Genomic DNA, 12,705 nt, shown 5'->3' with positions numbered 1-12,705 from the left:
CAATGCCCGATCTTTTCGCCACGCAAGAACAGCCCACTGCCCCTGTCGAAACTCCGGCGGGCGGCCCGCTCGCCGATCGCCTGCGCCCGCAACGATTGGACGACGTGGTGGGCCAGGAACATCTCACCGGGTCCGAAGGCGCGATCGGGCGGATGGTCGCGGCGGGCAAGCTCAGCTCGATCATCCTGTGGGGCCCGCCCGGCACCGGCAAGACCACGATCGCGCGACTGCTCGCCGATGCCGTGGGCCTGCGCTTCGTCGCGATCTCGGCAGTGTTCTCCGGCGTCGCGGACCTCAAGAAAGTGTTCGCCGAGGCGCGCGACCATGCCCGGATCGGACGCAAGACGTTGCTGTTCGTGGACGAGATCCACCGCTTCAACCGCTCGCAACAGGATGGCTTCCTTCCCTTTGTCGAGGACGGCACCGTCACGCTGGTCGGCGCCACGACCGAAAATCCCAGCTTCGAGCTCAACGCCGCACTGCTCAGCCGCGCGCAGGTGCTGATCCTCCACCGGCTCGACCACAAGGCGCTGACCCGGCTGCTCGATCGCGGTGAAGCGCTGGAGGGCCGCCCGCTGCCGCTCACGCCCGAGGCACGGGACGCGCTGGTCGCCAGCGCCGATGGCGACGGGCGCTTCCTGCTCAATCAGGCCGAGACGCTGTTCTCGGTCACGTTCGAGGCGCCGCTCGAACCCGCTGCGCTGGGCGATTTCCTCCAGCGCCGCGTCGCCGTGTACGACAAGGACCGCGAGGGGCATTACAACCTGATCTCCGCGCTGCATAAGTCGATCCGGGGCAGCGATCCGCAGGCCGCGCTCTATTACCTCGCGCGGATGCTCACGGCGGGGGAAGAGCCGCTCTATGTCCTGCGCCGCCTTACCCGTGCCGCCGTGGAGGACATCGGACTCGCCGATCCCAATGCGTTGGTCCAGTGCATCGCGGCCAAGGATACCTATGAGTTCCTCGGTTCGCCCGAGGGCGAACTGGCGATCGCGCAGGCGTGCCTGTACCTCGCCACCGCACCCAAATCGAACGCCGCCTATGCCGCGCAAAAGGCCGCATGGCGCTCTGCCCGCGAAACCGGCTCGCTGATGCCGCCGCAGAATATCCTGAACGCCCCCACCAAGCTGATGAAGACGATCGGCTATGGCAAGGGCTACACCTATGACCATGATGCCGAAAACGGCTTCTCGGGCGATAATTACTGGCCCGACGAGATGGCGCCGCAGACCTACTATTCGCCCACCGATCGCGGCATGGAAAAGCGGATCGCCGAGCGGATGGCATGGTGGGATTCGATGCGCGAGCAGCGCCGCGATGGATGATTGGGACGACGCCTGCGCCTATGCGCTGTCGTTGCCCAATGTCGCGCTGGCGCCGTGGTGGGGCACGCCCTGCCCCAAGATCAACGGCAAGGCGCTGATGGCGCCCGGCCGCGAACCCGGCAGCTTCGGCCTGTGCGTGGCGCAGGCGGAAAAGCCGCTGTTGCTCGAAACCGATCCCGACACCTTCTGGCAGACGCCGCACTACGCCAATTACCCGATGATCCTCGTCCGCTATGGCACCGACGCGCGCGAACGGATCGCGCTCTATGTCCGCCGCGCCTGGTGGGATCGCGCGAAAAAGGCGCAGCGCATCGCCGCCGGCATGGCGGAGCGTCCTTGAACTTCACCGATTTCATTGCGATCGACTGGTCGGGTCAGGCCGTGGAGCGCCCGCGCGGGCTCGCGGTCGCGCATGCCCGCATCGGCAGCGCCGCGCCCGAGCTGATCGACCGCCCCTGGTCGCGCGGCGACATCCTCGATTGGCTCGGCACCCTGGCGGACAGCGGCACCCGCGCGCTGATCGGGCTCGATCTGTCGCCTGCCTTTCCCTTCGACGACGCGGGCGCCTATTTCCCGGAATGGGATGCGTCCCCGGCGGACGCGCACGCGCTGTGGGAACTGGTCGACCGGCTCAGCGCGGACGATCCGCATTTCGCCGCCTCCGGCTTCGTCGCCCACCCCCATGCCCGCCGCCATTTCCGCCAGCGCGGCGATTGCGGCGACCTGTTCCCGCCCGGTCGCGGCCGCTTTCGCGTGTGCGAGCATGGCCAGGCGGCGATGCAGCTCTCGCCCTATAGCTGCTTCAACCTGGTCGGCGCATCGCAGGTGGGGAAGTCCAGCCTGACGGGGATGCGTATCCTCCACCGGCTGCGCGGGCGCGTGGCCATGTGGCCGTTCGATCCGGTGCCCGATACGGGGCCGGTGCTGGTGGAAATCTATACCTCGCTCGCCGCGCGGCTGGCGGGGATGCGCAAGGGGCTGTCCAAGATCCGCGACGCCGCCACGCTCGACGCGACGCTCGCCGCGTTCGGATCGGCACCCCATGCGCCGCTGGAGCGGTATGACGACCATGCGACCGACGCGATGCTCTCCGCCGCATGGCTGCGCGTGGCGGCGACGCAGGCGGAACTGTGGATGCCCGCCGGCCTCACCCCCGCGCTCGCCCGCACCGAAGGCTGGACCTTCGGCGTACCCTGAGCCGCCCGGCGCCTTGCACCAATTACCCACCCGTTCCCCCGCGAAAGCGGGGGTCCAGAGCCCGGCGCGCACCGCCCGTGGCCCTGGGCTCCTGCTTCCGCAGGAGCACGATGCTTCCTCGCGCGCGCAGCTCCCTAAGCCCACCTGTTCCCTCGCGAAAGCAGGGGCCCAGAGCCCAACACCCACCGCCCGTGACTCTGGGCTCCTGCCCGCGCAGGAGCACAAAATCCCTTCCGCCCGGCTTCGTTATCGCAGCTTCGCCGGGTCGATCACGACATGGCGGATGCGCTCGCGATTATAGGTGTAGGTGATGTGGACCAGCCCGTCGCGCGTCTGGATCACCGCCGGATAGGCATAGCCTTCCTTGATCGGCGCGCTTTCCAGCGTCAGCACGTTTCGCCACGACACGCCATCGTCCGACAGGCCGATGTTGAGCGGCCAGCGCGGGCCATGGCCGGGATTTCCCGGCAAATGCGCGCTGTGGTTATAGACGATGAGTTGGCGCCCGTCGCGCAGCGTCACAGCATCCGTTCCGGCATTGGGGTTGGGCAGATCGGTCGCGACCAGCGGGCTCCACGTCTTGCCGGCATCCTTGGACCAGGTCATCGCGACCACGCCCTGCTGCGTGCGGGCCACCGCCTCCAGCGTGCCGTCGCGGTGGAACAGGATGCTCGGCTGGATCGCCCCCAGCCCCAGCGGCGAGGCGACCGGCGGGGTCGGCGCCCAGCTCTTGCCGCCATCGCTGCTCCGCTCGAAATGAAGCGACCATTTCTCGTCCGGCGTCTCGACGCTGGAGGGGGACAGCCAGCTGCCGTCCGCCAGCACCACTGGCTTGTTCTTGATCGGCCCCAGCACGCCCTCGCCCAGCCGGCGCGGCGCGCTCCAGCTGCGGCCGTCGTCGGTGGAGGTGATGACCATGCCCCACCATGTCTGCGGGCTCGGCCCGACCTTGTAGAACAGGTGCAGCGCGCCCTTGGGGTCCTGGAACAGCACCGGGTTCCATGTCGGCAGCCGCGTGCCGTCGCTCTGGACGCCGTTGGCGACCGCCACCGGCGTTTCCCACCCGGCGGGCCCGCGCCGCGCGAACCATATCTGGACATCCGGCGCCCGCTCATATTGCCCGCCAAACCATGCCGCCGCCAGCACGCCCGATCGCGTCTCGACGATCGTCGAGGCATGCGCCTGCGGATAGGGCGCGCTGGTATAGATGAACTCGCTGGCCACGATCGCCGCCGGTGCCGGCGCCGCCTTCGCATCGCCTTGTGGTTCCGCCGCATGGGTCGGCAGGGCGAGAAGCAGCGACAGGGCGGACAGGATCATTACGGGCTCCGAAAAGGCGAATCGATGGCAGTGCCGGTAGCACGGATGCGCCGCATTTTCTGTTCGCCCCGCCCCGTCGCTACGCTAGACCGCCCCTGAACCGCGCAGCTTGTGGAGACCGCCCGTGCCCAGCCCGATCAACGGCGTCATCCCCGTGATGATAACGCCGTTCACCGACGACGACCGCATCGACTATGCCGGGCTGGAGCGGCTGATCGACTGGTATCTCGCCAACGGCGCCGACGCGCTGTTCGCAGTGTGCCTGTCGAGCGAGATGTACCTGCTTTCCCCGCAGGAGCGCCGCGAACTGGGTCGCTTCGTAGTGCAATCGGTGGCGGGCCGCGTGCCGGTGGTGGTATCGGGCCATGTCAGCGACGACGAGGCGGACCAGGCCGCCGATCTGCGCGCCGCGGCGGACAGCGGGGCGGATGCGGTCATCCTCATCACCAATCGGCTGGACGGTGCGGGCGACACGCTGCTCGCGCGCACGCGGCGGTTGATGGCAGGGCTCCCCGCCGATCTAAGCCTGGGGCTGTACGAATGCCCCGCCCCGCGCCGCCGCCTGCTGTCCGACGACGAACTGCGCGCGCTGGCCGATGCCGGGCGGTTCGTGCTGCTCAAGGACGTGTCGTGCGATCTGGAAACCGTCCGGCGGCGGCTGGGAATCGTGGCGGGCACGCCGCTGGCGATCAGCAATGCCAACGCCGCCATCGCCTATCCCGCGATGCAGGCGGGTGCGCGCGGATTTTGCGGCATCCTCGCCAATTTTTGCCCCGATCTCTACGCGTGGCTGCTGCGCCACGGCGCCGCGCATCCGGCGCTGGCACAGGAAGTGGCGACCACGCTGGTGCTCGCGTCGATGGGCGAGGCGTTCGGCTACCCGGCGCTTGCCAAGCTCTATCACCAGCGCCTCGGCACCTTCGCCTCGGCGCACAGCCGCGCCCAGCCCGGCAACATCCGCGCGCGGATATGGGGGATAGACCCGCTGCTCGACGCGATCGCCGCCGCGATCGATTCCGCCCGCGCCAGGGTGGCGGCGCTTACCCCCGGCGGCTGACGGCAAAATCCGGCATTGCGCCGCGAAACCACACCCCCTATTCGCACGGCACGGCGCCTTGGCGCCCCGGCCGGTTTAGCTCAGCTGGTAGAGCAGCGGTTTTGTAAACCGAAGGTCGCGGGTTCGATTCCTGCAACCGGCACCACTCCCCGACGTCGCGCGCGCTATCCCGCGATCGGCAGTTCCTGCGTCGATTTGATCTCCGACAGCGCCACGGTCGAATTGATTTCCTGAATGCCGGGCAGCTTGCTCAGCTTCTCGAAGAAGAACCGTTCATAGGCATCGATATCGGTCGCGACGATGCGGAGCATGAAGTCGGTCTGGCCCATCAGGACATAGGCATCGAGCACTTCGGGGAAGGATCGGATCGCGGCGCTGAATTCGTCGAGATTGGAGCGGCCGTGCGCGTTCAGCCGGATCTGCGCGAAGATATGCGCGTTGAGCCCGATCTTGCGGCGATCGATCACCGCCACGCGCCCCCGGATCACGCCTTCGCGCTCCAGCCGGTCGATCCGCCGCCAGCAGGGCGAAGCCGACAGCCCCACCTTCGCCGCGAGTTCCGCCGTGGTCTGGGCGGCATCGCGCTGGAGTTCGCGGAGGATTCTTCGCTCGTATTTATCCAGATCGATCATATTCACCCGCAAATCGCCCGATGCAGGTCAAACATACCGCGCAACCCGCCATATCGACAAGCCTTAGGTCACATCCTCCCCATGGCGCGGTGCATAAGCACTGCGAACCCGCACGCAGGATATTCCCATGGCCTTCCAACCCGATCACCCACTCGCCCCGGCGCATGTCCACCTCCTTCAGGATGCGGCGAGCGGCCTTGACGGCGTGATCGTCCTCCATTCCACCACGCTGGGACCCGCCGCCGGCGGCTGCCGCTTCTGGAGCTATGCCAATCGCGAGACGATGGTCGCCGATGGCTGCCGGCTGGCGGAGGGGATGAGCTACAAGAACGCACTCGCCGATCTCCCGCTAGGCGGGGGCAAGGCGGTGCTGCGCCGTCCCGAGGGCGCATTCGATCGCGACGCGCTGTTCCGCGCATTCGGCCGCGCGGTCGAGTCGCTGCGCGGCGCCTATGTCACCGCCGAGGATGTCGGCACGCAGGTTGCGGACATGGCCGTGGTGCGCGACCAGACCCGGCACGTCGCCGGACTACCACTGCGGGGCGACCGTCCCGGCGGCGATCCCTCGCCCTGGACCGCGCGCGGCGTATTCCTGTCGATGCAGCTTGCCGCCGAACGCAGCCTGGGGCGGCCTTTATCGGACTGCACCGTCGCTGTGCAGGGCGTGGGCAATGTCGGCGCTGCACTCGCCCGGATGCTGCACCGCGCGGGCGCGAAGCTGATCGTCGCCGATGTCGATGCCGCGGCAGTCGCCCGCATCGCGATCGAAACCGGCGCGACCGTGGCCAGCGTCTCCGCGATCCTCTCGGCCCGCGCGGACATCTTCGCCCCCTGTGCGCTGGGCGGGGTCCTGCGCCACGATACGGTGGGCAAGCTCAAGGCCAGGCTGGTATGCGGCGCGGCCAACAACCAGCTTGCCGAGCCCGCCGATGGCGATCGGCTGGCGGACCGGGGCATCCTCTATGCGCCCGATTATGTCGTGAACGCCGGCGGCATCATCAACGTCGCCGCCGAATATCTCGGCTGGTCCAGCGACGAAGCCGCCCGCCGCGTCGATAAAACCGCAGCGCACCTCGCCCGCGTGCTCGACCATGCGGCACAAGCCGGGCTCGCCCCGCACGCGGCGGCCGATCAGCTCGCGCGGCTGCGGATCGCCACGGGCCCCGCCGCGCGCCGCGCTGCCTGACCCCGCGCCCTCACGCCTCCGCCGAGGAAGCGTGGATGGGCAACAGCGCGGCGCCCAGCGTGATCGGGGCGCCGTGCACGCTGGAAACCCGGATCGGCGGGCGGCGATCGTTGCCCGTGCTCACCAGCGCGGCACCGCTCAGCCGATCGCTCAGCCCCTGGAGGATCGCGCGCGGCAGCGTGCCCGCCAGCACGATCGCGCCCGGATCGAGCCAGGCAAAGGCAGTGTTGCACGTGACCTCAAGCTGGCGGGCCGCACGGTCAATCCACTCGGCGATGACAGGGCGCTGATCGTCGTCCGCCGGATCGATTTCCGCGACGGAGGATACCCGGCACCCCCGTTCGCGCAGCACCGACAACAGGTCGAGCGGGCTCGGGCGCGGGCTTCCGCCGGGGTACAGGCAACCGATCTCGCCCGCGACGCCGAACTGCCCGCGCACCAGCCGCCCGTCGACGATCACCCCGGCGCCGATGCCATAGCCGAACAGCAGCACGACGATCGTCGAGAATTGCTGCAACAGCGCACCCATATAATATTCGGCAATCGCGGCGGCATTGGCGTCGTTTTCGATCCACAGCGGCCAGCCCAGCTCCAGGCTCAGCACCGCGCGCAGGTCTGTGCCGCGCCACCCCGGCATGTCCTCGACCACGCTCCACCGGCATCCGTCCGGCGACAGCGGCGGTCCGGGCACCGCCACCCCGATCCCCAGCATCCGCTGGCCCAGCAGGTTGTGCCGCTGGACCAGATCATGCGTCAGCGCGCGCACCCGCCGTCCGAACGCCTGCGGGTCCAGCGGGCCGCTTTCCTCGCGATAGCGCGCGATCGGCGTGCCCGCGAAATCGATCAGCGCGATTTCCAGCAATCCCTTGTGCGCGGTCGCCCCCACCGCATAGCCGCCCGCCGCCGCCAGCCGCAGCGGAATCGCCGGGCGACCCCGCCGATTCTCCGACTCGACCTGCACTTCCTCGACCAGCCCCAGCGTCAGCAACGCGCGCGACAGCTTGGTCAGCGCGGTGCAGCTCAATTCCAGCCGCGCGGCCAGCGCCGATCGCGACAGCGCGCCCTCCCGGCGTAACGCGCGGAGAATGCGGCGCTGGTCCGCGTCGATCGTCGGAATGCTTGTTCGGGGGCCCATCACGGGGCCCCCCTTATTTATATATTATTACGGTAATAATTAGGATCGTAACATTCCGACCGCACCCGCCAGCGCGTCGCCGACCCGGCGATCATAAAAATCTGTGGGGGTCTATGCTCAAATCTCTCCTTGGCGGTGCCGCGCTGGTCGCGCTGTGCGCCGGAATCACTGTGCCTGCCTGTGGCCAGACCGTCGATGCCAGCGCCCCAGCGAGCGCCACGTCGGGCGCCGGAACGCAGAGCGATTCGACCGCGCCTTCGCTTGAGGATCACAGCGACATCATCGTCACCGGATCGACGCGCGCCCAGCGCCGCTTCGATGCCTCCTATGCGATCAACACCGTGTCGCAGACCGACATCGAAAAGATCGCGCCCGTGAACTTCGCCGACCTGATCGGCCAACTGCCCGGTTTCCAGACCGAAATCACCGGCGGCGAAGTGCAGAACATCTATCGCATCCGCGGCCTGCCGAACGATGGCGGCTTCGTGAGCTTCCAGCAGGACGGCCTGCCGCTGTTCCACGAAAATGACGGCGTGTTCTTCCGCGGCGACGCCATCCTGAAGCCCGACCTGATGACCGAGCGCGTCGAAGTCGTGCGCGGTGGCCCGGCGCCGGTCTATGCCAGCTATTCGGGCGCGATCATCAACGCGATCACCGTGACCGGCAGCGACGTGTCGCGCGGCAAGGCGCAACTGACGCTGGGCGATACCGGACTGTACCGGCTCGACGCCTATCAGGCGGGCCCGATCAGCAAGTCGACCACCTATGCCATTGGCGGCTTCCTGCGCTATCACGACGGCTATCGCGACAATGGTTTCCCCAACGACAAGGGCGGCCAGCTCCGCGCCAACATCAAGCATGAACTCGACAACGGCTTCGTCAAGCTGAACGTCAATTACGTCAACGATCACAACGTCTTCTACCTGCCGATCCCGACGGCGGACCCGCGCAACCCCGGCGTGTCGCTCAACAAGTATATCGACTATTTCGACGGCACGATGAATTCGCCCGCGCTGCGCAACGTCGATCTGAAGCACCGCGACGGTGCCGGCGTGATCCACAGCGACACCAGCGACCTGTCCGACGGGCGCCACATGCAGATGGTGAATTTCGGCGCGCAGTACGAAGCCGATTTCGACGGCTGGCTGGTGTCGGTCAAGGGCGGCTACACCCAGGGCAAGCTGGATTTCACCGCATTCTATTCGACGACCAACCCGGCGGACGCCACCACCTATGCCAATGGCTTCCGCGCCCGCGCGACCACGGCCTTCGGCGCCGTCAGCACGCTCCGCTATGTGCTGGCCGGCACCAACACTGCCTATGATCCCTACGCCGCCTCGGGCCTGGTCATGCAGGGCCAGTATCGCGACATCCATTCGAAATTCTATTCGGGCCAGACCAACGTGTCGGTCGCGAAGAAATTCGAAACGCCCATCGGCAGCCACGATCTCAAGCTCGGCTTCTACGGCAGCCTCTATGGGGAGAGCAGCCGCACCACCTATCAGAACTATCTGATCGAAGTGGCGGGCAAGCCGCGCACGCTCGATCTGGTCGCCTATAACGCCGCCGGCACCGAAATCGGCCGCGTGACCGACAATGGCGCGGTCAATTACGCCGCCACGCTCACCAAGGGCGATACCGATGCCAAGATGTTCGCGCTCTATGCCAACGACACCTGGGAAATCGTCCCCGGCCTGCGCATCGATGCCGGCATCCGCCACGAACGCTACAGCTATGAAGGCTGGGCTGCGCTGACCGAACAGGCCAATCTGGGCGACACCACGACGCTGGCCGACGACACCACCCGCGCCTTTACCGGCGCGATCCTGAACCAGAAGCTGAAGCCCCACGTCACCAACTGGACCGTCGGCGCCAATTACGACTTCAACAGCCATATCGGCATCTATGGCCGCGCCTCGCACCTCGAAACGCCGCCGAGCGCACAGACGGTGATGAGCATCAACCCGACGATCCTGACCACGATCGCCGACCAGTATGAAGTCGGCCTCAAGCTCGCTTCGGGCCGCTCGTATCTGTACGTCACCGGCTTCTACACCAATTTCGATCCGCTCAACGCCTCGTTCCTCGCCTATGACCCGACCACGGGGCGCAACGACGTCAACGTGCCCTTCATCGGCGAAGCGCAGGTAAAGGGCGTCGAGTTCGACGGTTCGTGGCGCGTCACGCCGTGGTTCGCACTGAACGGCGCGCTGACGATCAGCGATCCCAAGTACAAGAATTTTGAAAGCGCGACCGGCGCCGATCCGGAACAGGCTGAAGGCAACCAGATCGTTCGCCAGCCGAAGATCTATGGCAATATCCGCCCGAGCTTCGATTTTTCCACCGGCGGCACCGATGTCTCGATCTATGGCCGCTACACCTATATGGGCAAGCGCTTCGTCGATCTGTACAACAACACCGCGCTGCCGGCCTATGGCACTACCGGGGCGGGCGTGACGCTGCGCCACGGCAGCTGGCAGCTGCAGCTGGTGGGCGACAATCTGTTCAACGCCCATGGTCTGACCGAAGGCAATACCCGCACTGACTCGCTGAGCGGCCAGGGCAGCGCCGAGGCGATCTATGGCCGCCCGATCTTCGGGCGCAACTTCCGCCTCGTGATCGGCAAGTCCTGGTGAGCCGGCGCCTGCCGATGCGGAGAGCCGCATCGCTCCTCCTCACGGCAGCGCTGGCCGTTGCTTCCGTCCCGGCTTCGGCCGGGGCGGCAAGCGACCGGGCGACCGAAGTGCTCGCACGCCGCCTGTTCCCCCTGCTCGACCAGCTCGGCCACGATCCCGCCGCGCTGGAGACACTGCGGACCCGGCCCGCGCTCGCCGCGATGCTGCGCGCGCGGCAGGATCGCCGCGCTGCCTGTACGCAGGACCTGCCCTGCCTGACGCGCGCGATGCTGTGGACCGCGCCCGAGGCCGCAGCGCTGGCCGCTGCCGTGCCCGCCACGGCCAGCACCGCCGATGACGGCGCCGCCGCCCAGGCCGCGCGTGAGATCGAGGGCATCAACACGATCGTGCGCACCTACGCCCTTGGCGAGGCGCCGCATTATCCCGAGATCGACGGCGCCGGCGCGATCGACGCGCGCGAACTGCGCGCCCGGCTCCAGGCCGCTGCATGGCTGGCGAACACGCCGCGCGCCCATTCGGTCCAGCCGCTCGACCCCAGCGCCGATTTCGCGCTCGCGCTGCTCGACGCCAGCAACCGCACCGACGCGACGGGGTTCGAGCCGCTGACCGGTGGCCTGAATGCCGCAGCGTTTCAGCGGGCAAAGCGCCTCGACTGGCGCCGCTGGCGCTATAGCGCGATGATCGTCACCGGCGTCGGCCCCGAAGTGCCGGACATGCCGCTCAGCCCGTTCGGCAAATACCATCTGCGCCTTGCCGCCGCCCGGTTCGCGCGGGGCGACATCCCCTTCATCCTCGTCACCGGCGGCCGGGCACATCCGCGCGCGACGCCCTTTGCCGAGGCAGTGGAGATGCGCCGCGCGCTGATCGAGCGCTATGGCGTGCCCGCCGACGCGATCGTGATCGAGCCCTATGCCCGCCACACCACCACCAACCTGCGCAACGCCACGCGCCTGTTGCTGGCGATGGGCGCGCCGCTGGCCAAGGACACGCTGATCGTGTGCAACCCCGGCCAGAGCGCGAGCATTGAGAGCCCCACCTTCGTCCGGCGCAACCAGACCGAGCTGGGCTATATGCCGGGCACGGTCGGCCGCCGCCTGTCTCCCACCGAACTGGAATTCCGCCCCGCGCCCGTGTCGGCCCGCATCGACCCGCGCGATCCGCTCGACCCCTGATCCCTCACCTCGGAGCCTGCACCATGCGCGCCTTCCTGCTTGCCACGCTCACCGCACTGTCGGCGCCGATGCCCGCCCTCGCCTGGGGCGGGACCGCGCATGCGGTGATCGATCGCGCCGCGATCGATGCGATCCCCGATACCGGCCCGATCTTCCTGCGCCGCCGTGTCGATTACATCGCCGGCTCGGCCTCGCTGCCCGACAGCTGGCGCGGGGAGTCCGAGAATTTCTCGAAGATCGAGGAAGACCCCAACCATGGCTGGTTCCGCGAACAGTTCCTGTTCCTGCGCCCCATCCCGCGCTCGCGCTACGAATTCGTGCTGGCGCTGTACAAACACTATGTGACGATCAAGGACAGCGATCCCGCCACCGCCGCGCGCACCAATGTCCGCTGGACGGGCACGCTGCCCTATGCCGCGATCGAGGCCTATGACCGGATCGTGGTGTGCATGCGCCGGATCCGCGCGGCCCAGGCGGCCGGCGAGGATAGCAACTTCGCCGAACAGCACTGCGCCTTCGACGTGATCCGGCTCGGCCATTATATCGGCGACGGCGCCCAGCCGCTGCACGATTCGGTCAACAGCGACGGCTGGCGGGGCGCCAATCCCAAGGGCTACACCACCGACCGTTCGATCCACAGCCGGTTCGAGAGCCGGTTCGTCGACGGCATCGCCCTCACCACCCGCGACATCGCGCCCCGCATCGGCGCGCCGGGCCGGCGCGAAGGCGACATGTTCGACGCGGTCCTCGCGTTCCTGGACAGCGCCGGGGACCGGATGGAGACCGTCTACATGCTCGAAAAGCGCGCCGGCTTCACCAATTTCGCCGACCGCGACGTCCGCGAGCTGGTCTATTCGCAGACGGCGGCGGGCGCGACGATGCTGCGCGACATGCTGTGCCGCGCCTGGTCCGAAAGCGCGAGCGCAGGCGGCAAGACCGTGCCCTCGCCGCTCGACTTCACCAATCCGCGCTTCAACCCCGAAACCGGCTCCGCACCGGATTGAGCCCTCCCCGCCGCGTGCCGCCGGCCCAGCGCCAGCAGCAC

At 67.9% G+C, this 12,705-nt stretch carries 11 protein-coding genes and 1 tRNA gene; 9 read left to right on the top strand and 3 right to left on the bottom strand.

Annotation, left to right across the window (positions count from 1 at the left end):
- Positions 1-2: 2 nt before the first annotated feature.
- The 3 genes from ACG3SL_RS03535 to ACG3SL_RS03525 are packed head-to-tail and all read left to right on the top strand — an operon-like array spanning position 3 to position 2,522.
- Positions 3-1,325 (top strand): replication-associated recombination protein A, encoded by a 1,323-nt coding sequence (locus ACG3SL_RS03535; RefSeq protein ID WP_448663762.1) that lies wholly within the window; start codon positions 3-5, stop codon positions 1,323-1,325.
- Complete coding sequence (locus ACG3SL_RS03530; protein ID WP_448663761.1) at positions 1,318-1,665, top strand: hypothetical protein; 348 nt, start codon at positions 1,318-1,320, stop codon at positions 1,663-1,665. Before ACG3SL_RS03535 ends, ACG3SL_RS03530 begins: the two co-directional genes overlap by 8 nt.
- The gene (locus tag ACG3SL_RS03525; RefSeq protein WP_448663760.1) at positions 1,662-2,522 is read left to right on the top strand and encodes a hypothetical protein; all 861 of its coding nucleotides are present in this window, start codon (positions 1,662-1,664) and stop codon (positions 2,520-2,522) included. Before ACG3SL_RS03530 ends, ACG3SL_RS03525 begins: the two co-directional genes overlap by 4 nt.
- Before the next feature lie 246 nt (positions 2,523-2,768).
- On the opposite strand, the gene ACG3SL_RS03520 is transcribed toward ACG3SL_RS03525, so the two are convergent.
- Positions 2,769-3,842: a sialidase family protein gene (locus ACG3SL_RS03520; protein WP_448663759.1), complete on the bottom strand. Its 1,074-nt coding sequence runs from the start codon at positions 3,840-3,842 to the stop codon at positions 2,769-2,771.
- Positions 3,843-3,966: 124 nt separating this feature from the next.
- Between ACG3SL_RS03520 and ACG3SL_RS03515 the strand changes: the two genes are divergently transcribed.
- Positions 3,967-4,899 carry a dihydrodipicolinate synthase family protein gene (locus ACG3SL_RS03515; RefSeq protein ID WP_448663758.1) on the top strand — a complete coding sequence of 311 codons (933 nt, stop codon included), beginning with the start codon at positions 3,967-3,969 and terminating at the stop codon, positions 4,897-4,899.
- A gap of 69 nt (positions 4,900-4,968) precedes the next feature.
- Positions 4,969-5,044, top strand: a tRNA-Thr gene (locus ACG3SL_RS03510).
- 19 nt (positions 5,045-5,063) lie between these two features.
- On the opposite strand, the gene ACG3SL_RS03505 is transcribed toward ACG3SL_RS03510, so the two are convergent.
- A complete protein-coding gene (locus tag ACG3SL_RS03505; RefSeq protein ID WP_448663757.1) occupies positions 5,064-5,531 on the bottom strand; it encodes an Lrp/AsnC family transcriptional regulator in 468 nt (155 codons plus the stop codon).
- A 127-nt stretch (positions 5,532-5,658) separates the two neighbouring features.
- Here ACG3SL_RS03505 and ACG3SL_RS03500 point away from each other — a divergent pair, with 127 nt between their 5' ends.
- Positions 5,659-6,717 (top strand): Glu/Leu/Phe/Val family dehydrogenase, encoded by a 1,059-nt coding sequence (locus ACG3SL_RS03500; RefSeq protein WP_448663756.1) that lies wholly within the window; start codon positions 5,659-5,661, stop codon positions 6,715-6,717.
- 10 nt (positions 6,718-6,727) lie between these two features.
- Here the strand turns inward: ACG3SL_RS03500 and ACG3SL_RS03495 are convergent, their stop codons facing one another.
- Positions 6,728-7,852: an ROK family protein gene (locus tag ACG3SL_RS03495; RefSeq protein ID WP_448663755.1), complete on the bottom strand. Its 1,125-nt coding sequence runs from the start codon at positions 7,850-7,852 to the stop codon at positions 6,728-6,730.
- 113 nt (positions 7,853-7,965) lie between these two features.
- On the opposite strand from ACG3SL_RS03495, the gene ACG3SL_RS03490 reads away from it, so the two are divergent.
- Genes ACG3SL_RS03490 through ACG3SL_RS03480 form a run of 3 tightly spaced genes read left to right on the top strand, consistent with a single transcriptional unit; the run spans position 7,966 to position 12,664 of the window.
- On the top strand, positions 7,966-10,488 hold the full coding sequence (locus tag ACG3SL_RS03490; protein WP_448663754.1) for a TonB-dependent receptor: 2,523 nt from the start codon (positions 7,966-7,968) through the stop codon (positions 10,486-10,488).
- A complete protein-coding gene (locus ACG3SL_RS03485) occupies positions 10,485-11,660 on the top strand; it encodes a YdcF family protein (protein WP_448663753.1) in 1,176 nt (391 codons plus the stop codon). Before ACG3SL_RS03490 ends, ACG3SL_RS03485 begins: the two co-directional genes overlap by 4 nt.
- Before the next feature lie 23 nt (positions 11,661-11,683).
- On the top strand, positions 11,684-12,664 hold the full coding sequence (locus ACG3SL_RS03480; protein WP_448663752.1) for a nuclease: 981 nt from the start codon (positions 11,684-11,686) through the stop codon (positions 12,662-12,664).
- The last annotated feature ends 41 nt before the right edge of the window (positions 12,665-12,705 follow it).

The sequence above is a fragment of the Sphingomonas degradans genome (genome assembly GCF_053502645.1).
The sequence above is the reverse complement of the archived record's forward strand: the minus strand, read 5'-3'. Positions and strand labels throughout refer to the sequence as shown.

Coding starts and splice junctions, on each gene's coding strand:
- ACG3SL_RS03535 (WP_448663762.1), top strand. CDS start 3: ATGCCCGATCTTTTCGCCACGCAAGAACAGCCCACTGCCCCTGTCGAA.
- ACG3SL_RS03530 (WP_448663761.1), top strand. CDS start 1,318: ATGGATGATTGGGACGACGCCTGCGCCTATGCGCTGTCGTTGCCCAAT.
- ACG3SL_RS03520 (WP_448663759.1), bottom strand. CDS start 3,842: ATGATCCTGTCCGCCCTGTCGCTGCTTCTCGCCCTGCCGACCCATGCG.
- ACG3SL_RS03505 (WP_448663757.1), bottom strand. CDS start 5,531: ATGATCGATCTGGATAAATACGAGCGAAGAATCCTCCGCGAACTCCAG.
- ACG3SL_RS03500 (WP_448663756.1), top strand. CDS start 5,659: ATGGCCTTCCAACCCGATCACCCACTCGCCCCGGCGCATGTCCACCTC.
- ACG3SL_RS03495 (WP_448663755.1), bottom strand. CDS start 7,852: ATGGGCCCCCGAACAAGCATTCCGACGATCGACGCGGACCAGCGCCGC.
- ACG3SL_RS03490 (WP_448663754.1), top strand. CDS start 7,966: ATGCTCAAATCTCTCCTTGGCGGTGCCGCGCTGGTCGCGCTGTGCGCC.
- ACG3SL_RS03480 (WP_448663752.1), top strand. CDS start 11,684: ATGCGCGCCTTCCTGCTTGCCACGCTCACCGCACTGTCGGCGCCGATG.